Source organism: Alicyclobacillus herbarius DSM 13609 (assembly GCF_000430585.1).
GTDB lineage: Bacteria > Bacillota > Bacilli > Alicyclobacillales > Alicyclobacillaceae > Alicyclobacillus_G > Alicyclobacillus_G herbarius.
In genome coordinates this window covers 21,873-41,222 of the sequence record NZ_AUMH01000021.1, presented here as the reverse complement: position 1 = coordinate 41,222, position 19,350 = coordinate 21,873, and the positions used below count along the sequence as shown (strand labels likewise).

Annotated in this window: 14 protein-coding genes, 1 pseudogene and 1 riboswitch; of the genes and pseudogenes, 12 read left to right on the top strand and 3 right to left on the bottom strand. The window is 60.3% G+C overall.

Going from position 1 to position 19,350, the window contains the following annotated elements:
• Positions 1 to 65: 65 nt before the first annotated feature.
• From H522_RS0113865 to tagH, 6 genes and pseudogenes are all read left to right on the top strand, one after another.
• Positions 66 to 839 (top strand): LamB/YcsF family protein, encoded by a 774-nt coding sequence (locus tag H522_RS0113865; protein ID WP_026962793.1) that lies wholly within the window; start codon positions 66 to 68, stop codon positions 837 to 839.
• Positions 840 to 1,118: 279 nt separating this feature from the next.
• The gene (gene tagD, locus H522_RS0113860) at positions 1,119 to 1,517 is read left to right on the top strand and encodes a glycerol-3-phosphate cytidylyltransferase (RefSeq protein WP_026962792.1); all 399 of its coding nucleotides are present in this window, start codon (positions 1,119 to 1,121) and stop codon (positions 1,515 to 1,517) included.
• Between the two features lie 10 nt (positions 1,518 to 1,527).
• The gene (locus H522_RS19520; protein ID WP_245578123.1) at positions 1,528 to 2,727 is read left to right on the top strand and encodes a CDP-glycerol glycerophosphotransferase family protein; all 1,200 of its coding nucleotides are present in this window, start codon (positions 1,528 to 1,530) and stop codon (positions 2,725 to 2,727) included.
• A 55-nt stretch (positions 2,728 to 2,782) separates the two neighbouring features.
• Complete coding sequence (locus H522_RS0113850) at positions 2,783 to 3,976, top strand: CDP-glycerol glycerophosphotransferase family protein (protein WP_035454067.1); 1,194 nt, start codon at positions 2,783 to 2,785, stop codon at positions 3,974 to 3,976.
• Positions 3,961 to 4,767 (top strand): ABC transporter permease, encoded by an 807-nt coding sequence (locus H522_RS0113845; protein ID WP_026962790.1) that lies wholly within the window; start codon positions 3,961 to 3,963, stop codon positions 4,765 to 4,767. The genes H522_RS0113850 and H522_RS0113845 overlap by 16 nt, the downstream gene beginning before the upstream one ends.
• Positions 4,768 to 4,797: 30 nt before the next feature.
• Positions 4,798 to 5,592 (top strand): annotated as a pseudogene (gene tagH, locus H522_RS0113840) (teichoic acids export ABC transporter ATP-binding subunit TagH); the annotation flags it as partial.
• A 72-nt stretch (positions 5,593 to 5,664) separates the two neighbouring features.
• Here tagH and H522_RS0113835 read toward each other — a convergent pair.
• From H522_RS0113835 to H522_RS0113825, 3 genes are all read right to left on the bottom strand, one after another.
• Positions 5,665 to 8,376, bottom strand: a complete 2,712-nt coding sequence (locus H522_RS0113835; protein ID WP_026962788.1) for a DUF2309 domain-containing protein — start codon at positions 8,374 to 8,376, stop codon at positions 5,665 to 5,667.
• Positions 8,376 to 9,881: an NADH dehydrogenase subunit 5 gene (locus H522_RS0113830; RefSeq protein WP_026962787.1), complete on the bottom strand. Its 1,506-nt coding sequence runs from the start codon at positions 9,879 to 9,881 to the stop codon at positions 8,376 to 8,378. Before H522_RS0113830 ends, H522_RS0113835 begins: the two co-directional genes overlap by 1 nt.
• A gap of 296 nt (positions 9,882 to 10,177) precedes the next feature.
• The gene (locus tag H522_RS0113825) at positions 10,178 to 10,561 is read right to left on the bottom strand and encodes a Na-translocating system protein MpsC family protein (protein WP_026962786.1); all 384 of its coding nucleotides are present in this window, start codon (positions 10,559 to 10,561) and stop codon (positions 10,178 to 10,180) included.
• A gap of 264 nt (positions 10,562 to 10,825) precedes the next feature.
• A riboswitch (Fluoride riboswitch) is annotated at positions 10,826 to 10,888 on the top strand.
• Between the two features lie 310 nt (positions 10,889 to 11,198).
• On the opposite strand from H522_RS0113825, the gene H522_RS0113820 reads away from it, so the two are divergent.
• The 6 genes from H522_RS0113820 to H522_RS20670 all read left to right on the top strand — a co-directional run bounded on the left by H522_RS0113820 (position 11,199) and on the right by H522_RS20670 (position 19,195).
• Positions 11,199 to 12,554 carry a cation:proton antiporter gene (locus H522_RS0113820; protein WP_026962785.1) on the top strand — a complete coding sequence of 452 codons (1,356 nt, stop codon included), beginning with the start codon at positions 11,199 to 11,201 and terminating at the stop codon, positions 12,552 to 12,554.
• A gap of 370 nt (positions 12,555 to 12,924) precedes the next feature.
• Entirely contained in the window at positions 12,925 to 14,631 is a 1,707-nt protein-coding gene (locus H522_RS0113815) for a ribulokinase (protein WP_051344290.1), read from the top strand.
• A gap of 30 nt (positions 14,632 to 14,661) precedes the next feature.
• The gene (araA, locus tag H522_RS0113810) at positions 14,662 to 16,149 is read left to right on the top strand and encodes an L-arabinose isomerase (RefSeq protein WP_026962783.1); all 1,488 of its coding nucleotides are present in this window, start codon (positions 14,662 to 14,664) and stop codon (positions 16,147 to 16,149) included.
• Positions 16,150 to 16,299: 150 nt separating this feature from the next.
• Positions 16,300 to 16,989 (top strand): L-ribulose-5-phosphate 4-epimerase, encoded by a 690-nt coding sequence (gene araD / locus H522_RS0113805; RefSeq protein ID WP_026962782.1) that lies wholly within the window; start codon positions 16,300 to 16,302, stop codon positions 16,987 to 16,989.
• Positions 16,990 to 17,182: 193 nt separating this feature from the next.
• Positions 17,183 to 17,866, top strand: a complete 684-nt coding sequence (locus tag H522_RS0113800; RefSeq protein ID WP_026962781.1) for an HAD family hydrolase — start codon at positions 17,183 to 17,185, stop codon at positions 17,864 to 17,866.
• Between the two features lie 12 nt (positions 17,867 to 17,878).
• Positions 17,879 to 19,195, top strand: a complete 1,317-nt coding sequence (locus H522_RS20670) for a sn-glycerol-1-phosphate dehydrogenase (protein ID WP_026962780.1) — start codon at positions 17,879 to 17,881, stop codon at positions 19,193 to 19,195.
• Positions 19,196 to 19,350: the final 155 nt, after the last annotated feature.

Sequence of the window (19,350 nt, the reverse complement as noted above, 5' to 3'; positions counted from 1 at the left end):
GTTGGGCTGCCGCCCCGCCGCTGGGTGGGAAGGCAGCCCTTTTAACCGAGGAAGGGGGAACGCAAATGTTTCGGTTGGATATGAACTGTGACCTGGGTGAGAGTTTTGGCGCGTATACGCTGGGCAATGACGAACAAATTCTGAATGTGGTCACCTCGTGCAACATTGCCTGTGGGTTTCACGCGGGGGATGCGACGACGATGCGCCGTACGGTGGAATTGGCGCTGGGGAAAGGTGTTGCCATTGGTGCTCATCCAGGATTGCAAGACCTGGTGGGATTTGGCCGCCGCAACATGGACATCTCGCCACAGGAGGCGTATGACATCGTCGTCTACCAGATAGGGGCGCTGGACGGGTTTGTCCGCGCCTGTGGCGGACGTATGCAGCATGTGAAACCGCATGGGGCGCTGTACAACATGGCGGCGGTATCCGCTCCGCTGGCGGAGGCGATTGCGAAAGCAGTGTACAAGGTCAACCCGGAGCTCATCCTGTTTGGCTTGTCAGGGAGTGAGTTGGTTCGGGCTGGACAAAAAATCGGCCTGCGTACGGCGAGCGAGGTGTTTGCGGATCGGACGTATCAAAAGGACGGCACGCTGACCTCCCGGCGGCAGCCGGATGCGATGATTCACGATACGGAAAAGGCGGTGCAACAGGTCATCCGCATGGTCAAAGAAGGCAAGGTGTTGTCGCAGCAGGGCGTGGACGTCGACATTCAGGCTGACACTGTGTGTATTCACGGCGATGGTCCGCACGCTCTTGAATATGCGGCGCAGATTCGGCGGGCGCTGGAGCAGGCGGAGATTCGGGTGGCCCCGATTGGCCAAGCGAACGTTGCCTGATTCGGCATCATTCGCCATTGATCTGCCTGCACGTCAAGCATATAATCACGAGTATGGTAACGAGTTGAAAATATGCCCATCCTCATGTCGAAAGTCGGACAACCTCATGCGTGCGTCCGACTTTCCCATTCCCACGCCTGTGCCTGTAGCGGATGGGCAGTCGCCGAGTGCGGCGCCGCACCGTTTCTGGCGGTCGCGAGACGAATCCGGCTGCAGGTCGGGGCTGTTTGTGTAGGAACGCTTGGCTTGTATGCCAACCGCCTCAAAGGAGGATGTGCAGTGAAAAAAGTCTTGACGTACGGGACGTTTGACCTTTTGCATTGGGGCCACATCAACCTGCTCAAACGCGCGCGCGCGTTGGGCGACTACTTGGTGGTGGGCCTGTCCACAGATGAGTTTAACGCGGAGAAGAACAAGAAAGCCTACTACAACTATGAAAATAGAAAGTTGATCCTGGAGGCCATCCGCTATGTAGATGAGGTGATTCCAGAAGTCTCCTGGGAACAAAAGGTGCGCGACGTCATCGAGCACAATATCGACATTTTTGTCATGGGAGACGATTGGAGGGGGAAATTTGATTTTCTCAAGGAGTATTGCGAGGTGGTCTATTTACCACGGACCATTGGCATCTCCTCGACGCAAATCAAACAGGACCTCCTCTCTGCCAACAATGGTTAGAGAATTGGCCGTGGAACTGTATCTGTTTTGGTTCCGCGTACTGTTTGCGCTTTGCAGCGTGTTTCCGATACAGGATAAGGTTACGTTTGTCGATACGTTCGGTGACAACTGCCGGTTTGTCTATGAGGAGTTACGGCGGCGCGATACGGGCAAGCGCGCCGTCTTCCTGACTGCGTCCAGGCGGACCATGGGGGCTGAGATTCCGGGTGCGCTCGCGATTCCGTTTACGGCCCGGAAACCATGGCACCTAGTCCGGGGTGTGTACCACCTTGCCACGTCACGGTTTGTCATCGTCGATAACTATTATGGATTTCTGGCGGCGGTTCGATTCCGGCCGGGGGTCGAGTGCATCCAGTTGTGGCATGCGGCTGGCGCCCTGAAGACGTTTGGCCTCCGGGACGAAAGCGTCAAGCATCGGACCGCCCGCGCAAAGCGGCGGTTTTGCCGGGTTTACAGCCAGTTTCACAAATTGGTGGTCGGATCGGACGCGATGGCCTGGCAGTTTGAGCAGGCGTTCGGCTTGCCGGCGGAGCGCATGCTGCGAACCGGGGTGCCGCGGACCGACAAGTTTTTTGACGCGGGGCACCGGGAGCAGGTGGTGGCGCGCCTGCGCCGTGAGAATCCGGCACTCGTTGGACGCAAGGTGATTCTCTACGCGCCGACGTTTCGCGACGGGGAGCTGAATTCGTTTCGGCTGCACTTGGATATCGCGGGCTTAAGAAGGGGGCTGGGTGAGGAGTACGCCCTGATTCTGCGCCTGCACCCGGCGATGAAAAGCCGCATTCCGGACTTGGACGCGCACAAGGGCTTTGCCTTTGACTACTCCGACTACCCGGATGTCAGCGACTTGCTCTTCTTGGCGGACTATCTGATTACGGACTACTCGTCCATTCCGTACGAGTACGCCCTGTTGGGCCGGCCGATGATTTTCTATCCGTACGACCTCTCCACCTACACCCGCCATCGCGGACTGTGGACCGATTATGAGGCGGCGGTACCCGGTCCGGTGGTGTTTTCGACGGCGGATATCGTGCGGGTGATTCGGGAAGACGCGTTTGACCGCCAGCGGGTGCAACAATTTGCAGCGATGTGGAACCAATATTCGCAAGGGCAATCGAGCAAAAACCTGTTGGACTATCTGCTCGCGGACGGAGAGTCTTACGCGGCGCCGGCTGCGGTCCATTCAGACGCCCTGGGTGTCGGCCAATAGATGTGAAGCGGTGGGGAGGACAGCGCGTTTGCACATGAAGTCATGGATCTCGAAAATGGGACGCAGGCGTTGGCTGCAGAGTGGGCTTCGGGTCTACTTTCAAGCGTTCTCGCAGCTGCCTGCGGACAAGCGCCTGGTCGTCTTCGAGAGCTTCATGGGGCGCCAATACAGCTGCAACCCGCGGGCTATCTATGAGTACATGCGGGAGAACTGTCCAGGTTTTCGCCTCTTGTGGAGCGCTCATCCGGATGCGGTGCCGTTGTTCGCCGAGCATGGGGTTCCCTATGTCCGGCGCTTCTCGCGCGCATGGTGGCTGGCGATGGCGAGAGCCGGCTACTGGGTGACCAATAGTCGGCTGCCCTTGTGGATTCCGAAACCGCGCCATACGGTATACCTTCAGACTTGGCACGGAACGCCACTCAAGCGCCTAGCGGGCGATATGGACGAGGTTCATATTCCGGGGCAGACGGATGAAGGGTACAAGCAGGAGTTTTATCGCGAGGCGGCCAAGTGGGATTACCTGGTCTCACCGAACGCGTATTCGACCGCAATTTTTCGACGGGCCTTTCGCTTCACCGGCGAGGTGATTGAGTCCGGGTACCCGCGTAACGATTATCTCTACACCCACCGCGATGAGGCGACCGTGCGCAAGATTCGCCAGAGGCTGGGGATTGCGGACGGGCGAAGGGTTCTGCTCTATGCACCGACCTGGCGTGACAACGAGTACTACGACGTCGGCCGTTACCGGTTTGGGTTGAAGATGGATATGGCCCAGATGCAGGAGCGCCTTGGCGATTCGTTTGTGCTGCTCTTACGCTTACATTATTTGGTGTCCGAGCAGCTGGACCTGTCGGCGTACAAGGGTTTTGCGTTGGATGCGTCGAATTATGAAGACATTCGCGATCTCTATCTAATCTCAGACCTGCTTATCACAGACTACTCGTCGGTTATGTTTGATTACGCCAATCTGCGCCGACCGATGGTGTTTTACGTTTACGATATGGAGACGTACCGCGACCGGCTGCGGGGCTTTTATTTTGATTTTGAGCGGCAGGCGCCTGGGCCATTGGTGCGCACCACGGACGAACTCATCGCCGCAATCGAGGCAGCGCAAGCCCGCGGGTTCCAAGCGACCCCGGAGTTGCAGTCGTTTGCGCAGCGCTTCTGCAGTCTCGAGTGTGGCGAGTCTGCCGAACGGGTCGTCAAGCACGTCTTTGGAGAGAGGAAGACAGCATGCGTTCAGCCGTAACGGTTTTGATGGAACACATTCGCAATTTGTACCTGATTCGCCGGCTGTCGCTGTTTGAGCTGAAGAGCGACAACAGCAACCAGTACCTCGGCATTCTCTGGGAAATTATAAACCCGATGATTCAGATAGCCATTTACTGGTTCGTGTTTGGCTACGGCATTCGTGGCCGCCACCCCGTTGGCCATATCCCTTTCATCCTATGGATGCTGGCCGGGATGACCGTCTGGTTTTTCGTCAACCAGGCCGTCTTACAGGCCTCAAAGTCGGTCTACACGCGCATCCGCATGGTGGCACAAATGAATTTCCCCATCAGCGTGATTCCGACCTACGTCATTACCGCCAAGTTCTATCAGCACCTGATGCTGTTAGCCGTCATTTTCATCATCTTTCAGTTCACACCGTACCACGTCTCTGTGTATCTGGTACAGTTGCCTTACTACATGTTTGGTCTGCTGGCGCTGTTGGTTTCCTTCTCGCTCATCACCTCAACGTTGGCAACGGTGGTCCGCGATGTGCAAATGATCGTCCAGTCGTTGGTGCGTATCCTGCTCTATCTGACACCGCTCTTATGGGACCCCAGTCACCTACCGCACTTGGTGCAGGTCATCATGCGGCTCAATCCCTTGTACTATATCGTCGAGGGTTACCGCTCCGCCTTGCTCGGCACGTCCTGGTATCTGGTCGATCACGCCAGTTATACCGTGTATTTTTGGGTTGTCGTCATCCTATTTTTTGTGTTTGGATCGATGGTGCATCTCAAGTTTCGAGCGCATTTTGTCGACTATATGTAAAGTGCCATGCCTGAGATGGATGTGAAAAATATGGAACACGCAGTCATTGTCGAGAACGTAACAAAAAAATACAAGCTGTTTAAGCGCACATCCGAACGCCTGTTGGATATGATTCTCCCTGGTGGCTACGGCGAAGACTTTTATGCCCTGCGCAACGTCAGCTTCACGGCGGACAAAGGGGACGTCATCGGTATCGTGGGCGTGAACGGATCGGGCAAATCGACCCTGTCCAACATTATCGCCGGCATCCTGCCACCGACCAGCGGCACGATTAAGATTGACGGCCAGGCCTCGCTTATCGCCATTTCGTCCGGCCTGAACAATCAGTTGACCGGCCGTGAGAACATCGAGCTGAAGTGCCTGATGCTTGGCTTCAGCAAAAAGCAGATTCGCGCCATGGAGCCGGACATTATCGAGTTCGCTGATATCGGGAAGTTTATCGACCAGCCGGTTAAGACCTATTCGAGCGGGATGAAGTCGCGCCTGGGCTTTGCCATCTCGGTCAATATCGATCCGGACGTCCTCGTCATTGATGAGGCGCTGTCGGTGGGTGACCAGACTTTTGCCGACAAGTGTCTGGACAAGATGAACGAGTTCAAGGAGCGTGGCAAGACCATCTTTTTCATCAGCCACTCGATTGGCCAGGTGAAGAGCTTCTGCGAAAAGGCGTTGTGGCTCGAATACGGTGAGGTGCGTGGATACGGGACGGTCGCCGAAATCATCCCCCAGTACGAGAAGTTTCTCAAGGAGTACCGGGCGATGTCTGACAAGGAGAAGCGTCAGTACAAGGAGCGCGTGATGCGTAAGCAGCAGGGGGAATTCTTGCAGGCGGCGGTAAAATAAACAATCGGCCGGCGAAGAAACGGGTTTTCGCCGGCCGAAACTGGTTTCCGGGCGTTACACCGCATGGACGAGCAGGGCGTCCACCCTATCCGGTTCCCAGGTGATCCAGGAGTTGCTCTCGGGATCGATGGAGGCCAAGCGCAGCCATCCATTCTTCACCTTGAGGCAGAACTCTGGATCGTGCCGGAGCAGGCGTTCGATGTGCGCCCGCGGCGCCTCGATGACGACGAGCAGTCGGAGCGGCCGGTGAAACAGCACCCCATCCGACGCGGCCACGGACTGCCATGGTAGCCCGGTCAGGAGGTCACTGCTGTTGCCTTGCATCACTCCGATGCCACCGGTCACGGTTTGGGTGGCTTTATTCCCACTGCCATGCACGTGCGGGGCGACGGTGGACGCGTAGTACTGCAGGTTGATCCACTGAGCCACGGTGACTGGGCCGCCGATGATGGAGGCCAGGCAATCCCCGTCCGGGTCAACGCGCCAGTCGTAGCTGTGGAGAAATGCCCGTCCGTGAAGCTCGGCGGACGCGGTCAAGCGCCGGCTTCCGATGACGAAGCTGGCGTTACCTGCCAATCCCCACTCCGGGCGAATTTCACTCCAATCGGTGGCGCGGCGGTTCATTTCGCGGACAGGGTTTAACACCGAACTGGCGTGTGGAAGCTTTTCCATTCGCTCGACGTTTGTATGCCAGCGCGCTTCCTGCAGCGCACGGGTGAGCATCGCCTTTGCATCTCTTGCTGCGTGAGGCAGATCCGGGATATCGAGCCATCGCAGTTCATCCGTGGTCGTCACGTGTTCGGCTGCCACGAAGACGGTGTCTTCCGGAATACATATTCCCTCCCGAGCGAGCCCGTCGCGCACCTCTGGCAGATTGCACAGGGCGGCGAACACGCGGGCGTTGAAGCTCCCGGCCGCACCGCCGCAGGCGCCGCAGTCGAGGGCGGCCGCGTGCGGATTGTTCACGGTCTGACTTTCGTGGCCGCAGACCACAACCAAAGGAGCAAACGACGTCAGGCCGACGGAGCGTAATAGCCCGCCCACAGCGTCCACCATTTCTCGGGCGGTCATTCCCACCGGAACGCCCGACGCCCCGGTGGTCACGTCCCTGGCGGTCGCGTCCCTGGCCGACGATGCGCGAAACAGCGACAAGCGCGTGGGTGGCTTCTGTTCCACCAGCTCATCCGCGAGACGCAGGAGGCGACCGGTTCCAGACGGTGCCACCGTCCGCAGCAGCGTGCTCATGCCGAGCCACGGCCCGCTGAGTTCAGGCAAGGCCAAGCTCGCCAATACGTGTTGCTTCGTCTTCTTGAACATCCGGCCCACGAACCGGGCGGCGTTACGCCGCTGACGGTATGCCATGACCGACTCCGCATCGGCGGCGGACTCGCGGACCTCCACCTCTGGTGCCACGATGGGCGGGCACGACGGATGGGCGTACACGCTGTCCAGCGCTCGCGTGCGGATGGGAAGGTTGAAGAAGCCGGCACACCCGTACGTTTCAAAGGGACCGGATTGTTCGATGTGGCGGCGGAAGGCATCGGATCGGACGTCGATGCAAAACAGCAGTTGCGCCACCGCCGGTTGCGCCGGCTCCGCGCTCGAATGGGTGCACAGGGACTCCCGGAGGTGCGCTTCATACGTCTCTTCCCACGCCTCCAACCAGATGTGCCAACGGTCGATCCGTACGAATCGATCGATCCACGCGAGGCCAGCCCGCTTCGCCTCCGGATGCAAGTCCCGCCAGGCCTTCGGCGTAATCCCGCCCCAGCGGCACCACGCGTGTAAAAGCGGTAGCACCGCGTTCGCTGCGGTATCTGCCGGTTCGCGTAGGGCATCGAGGAGGGGCAGATACGGCGCGCAAAGCGCCCACTCCAGGGACAGACGGACGGCCAGGTATTCGAGCAGCCATGCCGTGTCGAGGCCCGCTTGCTGCGAGTGCCACCACAACATCCCGCCCCAACCGGGCAGCGCGAGCAGGTGCGCCCGGAGATACGCCTCCACATCTTCTGTCACGCCCAACTTGTCGAGCGCCTGCAACAGTCCCTCCGTGGCCTCCTGCGGCCAACCGTCGAGCCGCTCCCGTTCCTCTTTGCTCAGGGCGGGATCGACCGAGACCAGGTAGCGCCAGGCACGGTACAAGCCGCCCTCGCGGCCTGGCAAGCGCCACAGTGCCTCGCCTTCGTCCAAAAAGAGTTTGCACCATTTGATCATCTGTTGGTCCAACCGTGCACCCAACGTTTTCAGTTTAGCGCTCACAGGCTTTCGCACGGGCTCACGGTCAGGCGCGATGCCGCTTTGAACCGCGTCTTCGGCCAGCCGGAGGAGTTCTGGAGAGGCGGCCTCCGCCGACCCCTCGTCGGTCGCTTCCAACGACCCATCCACACTCCAAAGCAGGGCCCGACACAGCCGCTCCGCCTGTGGCCGCGGCATGGGCAGGGGCTGCTTGTCGAGCCATCGCACCAGCCGTTGCTCGGCCAGATCACGCTGGATTTCGCCACGCTCCAGCGCGGCGCTCACAACGGCGGGTGATGGATACAAGAAAGTCCCTTGGGTCTCGTAAAGCGTCTCCGCCACCGCGGCGAAAGGCAGGTGTTCCAAGTTCGGCCACGGATGGCGGGCGATGAAGGTCGACAGGGGCCAAACGGGCGCGATGGCGTCGGCTGCCCGCCGGACCTGTTCCTGGATGGAGGCGCCATCCCGTTCGTTCCATATCGCGACATGGTCCCGTTCGACTCGTTCCAGGGTAAGTACGGTTTTACTCATCAAAGGCTCCCCTCCTTCACATAGGTCGCCAGATAGCGCGGATGGGGTTCCATGGCTTCCAACCGTGGTTCGCCGAAGTGCACCAACCACATATACAGGCGCGCAAACGCCCGCGATCCCGGCCGGGCGCTGAGCAGTGCGAAACCGAGCGCACCGCCAGCAAACAGCAGGAAGGCGAAGACCGGCAGGGCATCCGGCGGGGCCCACGCAGTCGATAAGGCGTCGCGGACAAACCCGGTCAGCCACGTGCGAACGCCTTCGGCCGCCAGGACGGCCAGGATGATGGCGCCGACGCCCAACCACCGGCCTTCCCGGACGGCGAACAGCTGCCGCCATCCGAGCATCGCGCCGGCGCCGAGGAACAGTGCGCTGAGGAGGCGGGCCGGTTCACCGGGCGCAATGGCCCAATACGCGCCGCCCAAGACCACCGCCAGGACGAAACCAAATACCAGCCACGAGCCCGGTCGAGCGGCCGATGCGGCCGTTCGCCGTTGGGGTCGCGGTACTACGGATCCGGATCGCAAAAAGAGGGTCGCTTTGAAAAAGCCATGCAAGACCAGGTGGACGACGGCAGCGTCGTAAGCGCCGAGGGCGCATTGGCAGAGCATCAGGCCCATTTGCGCCATCGTCGATGCCACCAGCTGCCGTTTGTAGTCCACGTGCACGAGCAGGATGCCCGTGCCCAGGAGCACGGACACCCAGGCCAGCACCAGCAGGGCCACGTGCGGCCCCATACCACTCCTGTCAAACAGCGGCGCTGTGCGGGTCAACAGCAGTCCGCCTGCGTTCACCAAACCGGCGTGCATGACGGCCGACACCGGAGTGGGCGTCACCGCCGACTCCATCAACCAGCGCTGAAAGGGCCAGCCACCGGCCTGAATCAGAGCGGCCAGGATGAGCAGCCCGCTTATGCCCACCCGCTCCCAGAGGGCGATTTGCGGCGCGTGGGCGAGCGCGATCGACATCCTCCAGGAGCCGCTCACTATCCCGAGCCACAGCGCTGCTGTTCCGACCGCCGCTGCGCTAAGGAGAAACCGTTTCGCGCACAGTACGGCGACTGCCCGCGCGGGGGCCCATTCACGTTTCAGTGCCACCAACGCGGTGAGGCAGGCGCCCATGAGCGTCCAGCCACAGGCGAACACCGCCAGGTTATCGCTCATCCACGTGACGGTCGCCGCGCCGGTCACCCATGTCAACCCCGCGAAGTAACCCCGGTACGCGCGATCCCCATGCAGGTAACGTACGGAAAAGGTTTGTATGATCACGCTTAGGAGGGAGATGTACAATGCCATGAACCATCCCAACCTGTCGGCGCGCCACGGCCCCCATACCGTCGCCGAATCGGTGGCGCTGACGCCTGCCAATGACACGGCGACTGGCAACCAGAGCAGGCGAACGTGCGGGTTCACCCAACGCTGTGGCACGCGGGGGGACACGAGTACCATTGCGCTGGTCAACACGACCGCCCAAGCCCCCAACCAGGCCACAAGAACTGCTTGCTGCATTCTCGTTCCCCCTCTCCCAAAATCCTGCCCTGAAAAGCGTGTGCGGGGCATGTAAACGCGCAGCCCGCGAGCTGAACCATAAAACCGGCACAATAAAAAACCGGCGCGGTCCACTCGGCACCGCCCTCATTGGCGCAAAGCGCCGAGAAGGCAGTACGCGATGGGCCCTCGCCGGTTTCTCTTCATCCCATCTTGCGGATGGTCTTCAGAACTCCCGTGCGGTTACCCGTTGCCGGTTATCCTTCAACGCACCCACATGGGGGTGTTTTGAAGGACACCCAGCAGCAGGTGGCCACTTATTCTCGGGTATCTCCATTGGTCAGTTTCTTTTCCAAGTTGTCGTTGAGTCGGAATACCATGATGCGTTCGCCCGTACGCGTGCTCAGGTCGGTGTAAAAACTCCTGACCTCTTCGCCGGTGATCTGCCCGATGATTTGTTTCAGATCCTCGATGCCGGATTCCACCAGGCTCGTACGGTTGCGTTTCACCGACAGCATGCCCTCGCGGGATTCGCATAGGGCATATTCCGCTGAACTGAGGATCCCCTGCAGGGACACAATGATGAGGTCCCGCAAAATGTCGGTTTTCACCGACACAGAGCCCCGGCCGAGATAGTCTTTTTCCCATTTGGTCAGGGCCTTGCTGATTTCTGATTCTATCCAGCCTTTGGACCTGTTCACTAGTGCGTTCTCTCCTTGATCACGAACGCGATCACGTTCAATCCACTCAGCGGGTGACTCCGAATGGTGTGCGTGTTGCATGGGTTCACGGTGCGCAGGCAAGCAAGACTAATTGTATCGGAAAGGGCTCGTCTGTGACAAGAGGACGCGCGGATGGTTGCGCGGATAGTTGTGAACTTGAATGGTCGAATCGGGGGACTGCGCCAAATTAGGCCCGTGCGGGTGACCGCTTCAGTTCCTGCGTGCTATGATGTGGCATACACCAATTCCATCGGTGATGGAGCTCACCACAACCTCCTCGCGAAGGATGATGGCTCCTGCGGCGGCCTATGGACGGGCTGCTGCAGGGGCCATTTTTCCTTTTTCGCATTCCGGCAGGGCCAACGACCGGCGCGCTGTATCCTCACAGCGCACGTGTCGATCGGCACGCCCCATCGGAATCGAAGGGCGCCCGTAGGCCGCGCAAACGGAACAGCGCAGGCCTCCCGCAGGCGGCGCAAACGCGGAATTTTCGCGCAAACCCAGGTGGTGTTTGTCCCACCCCGGACAACCGCCTTGTCCGTCGTTGTCTCCCCACGCATAGTCTATCTCACGTTTGCCTGGCCAGGCGCGAAAATGAACGTGGGGGGACACGCGGATGTTCAGTTTAGCAGCGGCGGACTTTGTGCGCTTTTTGTCTGCGTTGGTCGTGCTCTTGGCGGCCGCCAATGTGCTCGGCTATGTCGCGGAAAAACTCGCGGTGCCACGAGTCATCGGGGAGGTGGCAGGCGGACTTTTGCTCGGTCCCACTTGTCTCGGATTCCTGTTCCCGCAAGCGTTCCACTGGCTGTTCCTCGGTTTTTCATCGGAGAGTGATTTGTTTGGGCTCGTCTATCAGTTGGGGATGATTCTGCTTTTGTACACGGCCGGACTGAAGTTCCAGTCCCGCTTTGCCAAAACGGACGTAAAAATCGGCATCGCGATTATCATCGGATCGACCGTCATTCCGTTCATCGTCGGTTGGTTGTCGACCTACCTGTTCAACCCAGCGCAATTTCTTGGACCCGCGCACAATGTGATCGCGCTCAAGATTGTCGTGGCAATTTCCATCGCAGTTACGTCCATTCCGGTCATCGCCAAAATCTTCTCAGACCTTGGCATCATGCACTCCCGGTTTGCCAAAATCGTCGTCGCTATCGCCGGGGTGCACGACCTCATCCTCTGGGTGGCCTTGGCCATCGCCTCCGGCATGGTATCCGCGGGTACAGGCCACATCGATCCCTGGACGGTATCCAAGAGTCTCATCATCACCTTTGCTTTTCTCGCCGTATGCATCGTAGTGGTGCCGTGGGGACTGCGCCGCATCACTTCCAAGCGGGCCAATTTCTTGTTTCGGGCGTCCTTTCTCGGGTACTTTCTGGTCATCCTGTTCGCCTTGGCGGACATCGCCGGGTACCTGAAGGTCGATGTCATGTATGGGGCACTTCTGGCCGGTATCGCGACCAAGTTTGCTCTGCCCGAATCCCTGTACAAGCGCTTGGAGACCGGTATTAGCGGCATCTCCTTCGCGTTCTTTATCCCACTCTACTTTGCCATCGTCGGGTTGCAGCTCAACCTGGCCAAACATTTCAGTGTCGGGTTCTTTATCCTCTATCTCATCTTTGCTACGATTGTTCAGAGCGTGGTGGTATATGTCACCTGCCGCCTGGTCAAGACCGATAAACGGACCAGCTTCAACTTCGCGGCCGCGATGAACGCGCGCGGCGGACCGGGCATTGTCCTCTCGTCGGTCGCTTTTTCGCTCGGCATCATCAATCAAGACTTTTTTGCCATACTCGTCATGCTCGCGCTGATGACGTCGTGGATGGCTGGATCGTGGCTGCGCTACGTGCTCCGCAAGGGCTGGCCGCTGATGCCGGGCGATGAAAACCTGGTTCTCCGCCGGGCGCAGGAAGAGGTGGTTTTGGACGGTACGCTTGTACCGGTACAATCCCATACTCATCGCAAAGTCTGATTGAAATACGCGCGTCGAATCGGCGTCTTAGACCCGCGCTGGGGCGCCGATGGGTCTCAAGGAATAGGCGAGACAACACGCTGCACTCTGTGGCTTCGGCCCGAAAACTCCCCATCCGATATTGCTCGTTGTTCATTGATAGTCTTCCCTATCCTAAAATGTACGTACAAATATATTGACATCCATCCCTTATCCCCTCAAAATACATAGTAGATGTACGCCGTCTTGGAACGCGTTCGTGTTTATTGTACGGACAAATTGCCTTTTGGGAATCCGCTTTCCTTTCGGCTGATTTGCCCCCTCGCACTTCGCTCCGCGGCGTTGCATGTTTCGCTGCGTGTTTCATGGTTATCGAATTCATGCGTTACGGATGCACGTAATAGTAACCGTAGAACAGGTAGGTGAACGCACGTTGCCATACGCGATTGGTATTGATTATGGAACCCAGTCTGGGCGCGTCCTGCTGCTCAACCTCGAGACCGCCCGCGAAGAGGCGGTTTCGGTGGTGCCATATCGGCACGGGGTGATTGACGACGCCCTGCCGGACAGCGGCGTCGATCTCGCCCCTGACTGGGCCCTGGAACACCCTCAGGATTACCTGGACGTCCTCTATCAGGGGATTCCGGACGTCCTGAAACTGACCGGTGTCTCCGGGCGTGAGGTGGTTGGGCTTGGCATCGACTTTACGTCCTGCACCGTACTGCCGGTGACGGCCGACGGCACGCCGCTGTGCCTTTTGCCGGAGTGGCAGAACCGCCCCCACGCCTGGCCCAAGCTGTGGAAGCACCACGCTGCCCAGCCCATCGCCGACCGCATCAACGAGTTGGCGACGGCCCGCGGCGAATCGTTCCTTTCCCGCTACGGCGGGCGCATCTCGTCCGAGTGGTACTTCCCGAAACTCCTCGAGGTATTCGAGCAAGACCGAGAGGTGTACAACGCCTGTGCGGCCTTCGTCGAGGCCACCGACTGGATTGTCTGGCACCTGACCGGCAGGCTTCGGCGCAACAGCTGCACCGCCGGCTACAAGGCGATGTGGTCGCCGGATGAAGGATTCCCGTCCGGCGATTTCTTCACCGCGCTCAACCCTGAATTTGTCGATCCGTTCGCGAAACTGGGCCACGAGTTTTATCCGCTTGGCACAACGGCTGGTTACATTCGGCCGGAGGTGGCGGAAAAACTGGGCCTCTCGCCACAGGTGGCGGTGGCGGTCGGCAACGTCGATGCCATGGTGTCGGTCCCGCCGGTCGGCGTGAAGGCGCCCGGATCGTTCGTGATGGTGATGGGCACCTCCATCTGCCACCTGGCCGTCACGGATGAGGAGGTGCGACTGCCGGGCATCACCGGCGTCGTCAAGGATGGTGTATTACCTGGCCGCTATGGTTACGAGGCCGGACAGGCGGCGGTGGGCGACATGTTCGAGTGGTTTGTCAAACACCACGTGCCCCCGCGTGAGTTAGCCGCGGCGGAAGAGGCGGGCGTCTCCATTTATGAGCACCTTGAGGCGCAGGCCAAGGAGTTGGCCATCGGGGAGAACGGGTTGATTGCGCTCGACTGGTGGAACGGGAACCGCAGCATCCTGGCGGACGCCCACCTGACCGGCTTAGTCATTGGATACACCCTGGCCACGACTCCGGCGGAGGTGTACCGCGCGCTGCTTGAGTCGACCGCCTTTGGCACTCGACGCATCGTCGAGAACTTCGGCGAGCACGGCATCCCGTTCCATGAGCTCGTCGCCTGCGGTGGACTGGCCCACAAGAGCCCTCTGTTGATGCAGATATACGCTGATGTGATGGGCCTGCCCGTCATCGTCCGCGACTCACGCGAGGTGCCCGCCCGCGGCGCCGCCATGTTTGGCGCGGTGGCGGCCGGATCGAAAAACGGCGGGTTCGATACGATTGAAGAGGCGAGCGACGCCCTGGCGGCTCCGGTAGCTCGCCGCTACGAGCCGAATCCGGAGGCGCACGCGAAGTACAACCGGATTTACCAGCTGTACAAGGAGCTTTACACCTACTTTGGCCAGGACAACGTCCGCCTGATGCATGAGTTGAAGTCCATTCGCTTGCAAGCGGCCAAGTGACCCTGCGCTGGACAACAGGAGGAGAAAAACATGCGCAAAGCGAGCTATCAATTTTGGTTTGTGACGGGCAGCCAGCACCTCTATGGCGAGGAGGCGCTGCGCCAGGTGGCGGCGCATAGCGAAGAGATGGTGCGCGCGTTGAACGCGGGCGGCAAACTTCCGTTTGAACTGGTGCAAAAACCGGTTGTGGCGACGGCCGAGGAAATCCATTCACTTATCCTTGAGGCCAACCGGGATGCGTCCTGCGCGGGAATCATCACCTGGATGCACACGTTCTCGCCGGCGAAGATGTGGATTGCCGGGCTGCTTAGCTGCCAGCGTCCAATTCTGCACCTGCATACGCAGTTCAACCGTGACATTCCGTGGTCTGCGATTGATATGGACTTTATGAACCTCAACCAGTCCGCCCACGGGGATCGGGAGTACGGGTTTATGGCCGCGCGCCTGAAGGTGGCGCGCAAGGTGGTTGTCGGCCACTTTGCTGACGAGACGGTACAGTCGCGCATCGGCGCCTGGATGCGCGTGGCGGCCGCGCACCGCCTGAGCCAGGGCTTGAAGGTAGCGCGCTTTGGCGACAACATGCGCGACGTGGCGGTCACCGAAGGCGACAAGGTGGAGGCGCAGATCCGCTTCGGCTGGACGGTGGACGGCTACGGCATCGGCGATTTGGTCGATGTCATCCAGGAGGTCTCTGACGCCGAGGTGGAGCGGCTGCTTGGCGAGTACCGCGAGCTGTACGAGATCCCATCTTGGGTGGCGGACGACGCGGAGAAGTGGCAGCGCGTGCGCGAGCAGGCGCAGATTGAACTCGGCCTGCGCCGGTTCCTCGACGCCGGCGGTTACGAGGCGTTTACCACCACCTTTGAGGACCTGCACGGCATGACCCAGCTGCCCGGTCTGGCGGCGCAGCGGCTGATGGCCGACGGTTACGGGTTTGGCGGCGAGGGCGACTGGAAGACGGCGGCTCTGTTGCGCGTGTTCAAGGTCATGGCGGACCTCAAGGGCACCTCGTTCATGGAAGATTACACCTATCACCTGGAGCCGGGCAACGAGCTGCTCCTGGGCGCGCACATGCTTGAGGTCTGCCCGACCATCGCGGCCGACAAGCCGCGCTTGGAGGTGCACCCGCTGCTCATGGGCCACAAGGCCGATCCCGCCCGGCTGGTCTTCAATGGCCGCGCGGGCCGCGCGGTGGCTGTCTCGGTGGTCGACTTGGGCCATCGCTTCCGGCTGGTGCAAAACGAGGTGGAGGCGGTGCCGGTGCCGCACGACATGCCCAACCTGCCGGTGGCACGCGTCCTCTGGCGACCAGAGCCGTCTTTGGCCAGCGCTGCGGAGGCCTGGATTTACGCGGGCGGCGCGCACCACACGGTGTTCTCCTACGAGGTTACGGCCGAGCAGGTGCAGGACTTTGCCGACATCCTCGGCATCGAGTGCGTGACCATCGACAAGGACACCAACCCGCTCGAGCTGCGCACGCGCCTGCGCCTGGACGACGCCGCCTGGAAGCTGGTATAACGAAGTGGGCTTGAAGAAAGTGGCCTGAAAGCATTGAGCGCGAGTAGAGGCCCGTTGCTAGAGTTAGATACGCGGTAAATCCGCACCAATTCGACCGGCCGGGTACTCCCCGGCCGGAATTTCACAAGTTTCCCTTTGGAGGCGGATGACATGCTGGAACAGCTGAAGCAAGCGGTGCTTGAGGCCAACCTTCAACTGCCCAAGCACCAACTGGTAAAATTCACGTGGGGTAACGTTAGCGGCATTGACCGAGAAAGCGGCCTGTTCGTCATCAAACCGAGCGGCGTACCGTACGAAGAGTTGAAGGCAGAGGACATGGTGGTGTGCAACCTGGAAGGTGAAGTGGTGGAAGGTCACCTGCGCCCCTCCTCGGACACCCCTACCCACGCTTTGCTCTACAAGTCGTTGCCGACGATTGGCGGCATCGTTCACACTCACTCGCCTTGGGGAACCGTATGGGCGCAGGCCGGCAAGCCGATTCCGGCGCTCGGCACCACCCACGCCGATTATTACTATGGAAGCATCCCGTGCACGCGGGCGATGACCGACGATGAAATCGGCGGCGACTACGAGTACGAGACCGGACGCGTGATTGTTGAAACTCTCGGCGACACTGACCCTTTATCTATGCCGGGTGTGCTTGTCCGCAGCCACGCGCCGTTTTGCTGGGGTAAGGATGCGGCCGACGCCGTGCACAACGCGGTGGTCCTGGAGGAGGTCGCCAAGCTGGCGTACCACGCGCTCGCGCTCAATCCAAACCTGGCGCCGATGCAGCAGAGTCTGCTTGACAAGCACTACCTGCGCAAACACGGCAAAAACGCCTATTACGGCCAGCGCTAGGCGCAACCCGAGCGGCCCATTTCACTGGGCGATCCGCCCGGAATGGCGGCAGACGGCCTGGATACCGACGGGCTCCTTCTGCTGCCGGCTCCGTCTTCGGCACGGGCTCCCTATGCGGAGGACAGCGCGGGGGCTTGCGCAATCCGGCGGGCCTGGGCCCCGGTGACACAGCAAGAGCAGAGGATGTGATGGCTTGGCTCTCTCAGTGACGAAGCGGCCAGCGGCCTTGTTGTTTGATTTGGACGGTACCTTATTTCAGACGGAGACCCTGTCGGTGCCTGCCTACGAGCGCACGTTTGCCGATCTGCGCAAGGAAGGTCTCTGGCAGGGGCCGACACCGCCCGTTGAGCGGTTCCTCGGCAGCCTCGGTCTCCTCTTGGACGAGATCTGGCAAAACGTGATGCCGGAAGCGGACTCGGCCACGCGGCGGCGCGCTGATGTGCTTTTGCTTCAGCACCAGTTGAACGGGCTTAAGCAGGGGGAAGGTCAGCTTTACCCCGGTGTGGCGGAGACGCTGCAGGGGCTGGTTGACTTGGGTTGCCAGCTGTTTGTGGCCAGCAACGGGCTCGAGGCGTACGTCAAGGATGTCCTTGCCGCCACCGGGATCGCTCCGTGGTTTACAGGTATTTACAGCGCTGGTGAGTACAAAACCGCCTCCAAGGTGGAATTGGTACGGCTTTTGCTTGAGCACCACGATATTACGTCGGCCTGGATGGTCGGAGATCGCCAATCCGACGTGGAGGCGGGCAAGCAAAATGACCTGTTTGTCGTCGGCTGCGATTACGGCGGCTTCCACAAACCCGCTGAGTTGACCGAGGCGGACGTCATTATCCATACGTTTGCTGACCTATTGCCCTTGGTGCGAGACGCGGAATAGGGAGGGATTTGCATGCTTGCAGCCGAAGCCTGGATGGGCCGTCCGGTGAAGTGCGCTTGCGGCCAGACCCATGAAGTGCCGATTGAGCAATTGGTCATTGGCTTGGATATGTTGTCGCGCCTCGTTGCGTATGCGGGATCGCAGGCGGCAAAAAACTGGCTGGTCGTCAGCGACGTGAACACCCACGCCATCCTCGGTGCCGCAGTGGAGCAGGTCCTTGCCACGGATACACGCCAGGTCCATCGCCACGTGTTTTCCGAGGCGCATGACCTACTGCCAGACAGGCCCCAGATTAACCAGGTCCGCCAACGCATCGAGGAGACCCATGCGGATATCCTGGTTGCGGTCGGTAGCGGGGTCATCAACGATATTACGCGCTACGCCAGCTTTGCCGAGCAGCGGCCGTACATCATCGTGGCCACCGCGCCGTCCATGGACGGCTACGCCTCGAGCGTGGCGGCGCTCCAGTTTGACGGCCTGAAAACCACCCTGCCGGCGCACACGGCGAAAGCCATTTTTGCCGATCCGTCCGTCCTCGCGGCCGCTCCCTGGGAGCTGATTCAAGCCGGGTTTGGCGACTTGGTCGGCAAGACGATTTCGCTCCTGGACTGGAAGCTGGCGCACTATCTGTACGACGAGCCGTTTTGCCCAGCCGCATACGAACTGGTGCAAAAACCGCTGAAGGCGTGCATTGAGTCGGCTGCAAAGCTGCGCGAGCGGGACGCGGGGGCGGTGGAGGCGCTGTTCCTGGGGCTCGTCAACGCGGGGGTGGCCATGGCGATGGTCGGCAACTCTCGCCCTTGCAGTGGCAGTGAGCACCACCTGTCTCACTACTGGGACCTGTTGGCCTATAAGGGCCGGCGTGCCCACGCTTCGCACGGCCACCAGGTTGGGTACGCGACCCCGTGGATGATGCGCTTCTACCGACGGCTGACTGAGCTGGATACGCTCGTCGAACCCAAGCCACGGCGTCTCGACGTCGCCTGGCACGAGTGGGTTACCTCCTTCTACGGCGAGGGTGCCGAGACGGTGGAGGCCGCGCAGCAGCGCAAGGCCAAGTGGCTGGCGGAGAATCACGAACGCTGGACCCGCTGGCGCCTAAACGCGATTCACGCCGCCTTACAGCCGGAGTTTGGCTGGTTCCCGCAGGTGGAGGAGGCGCTCTCCATCATGGGCTTGGCGGACGCCGGCGAGCGGCTCCAGGTGGACACGACCATCCTGCGCGAGACGTTCCAGCACGCCTGGGAGCTGCGCGATAGGTACACCATTTTCGACTTTCTGGCCGGTCAGGGCCGGATGGACTGGGCCGTACAAGCGGTGTTGGGGTAGAATAAGGGGATTCAAATTTGGTTGGTATCGTTGGAGAGGTACGATGAGCCGCGTGCGGACGTACTGTCGGTGTGACGGGTAGTTAGGGATTGGGCGGCAATTGGACCTTGCGGTAACAGGTCATGAATCGATAACTTGGCCAGGGAGGGGCAGTT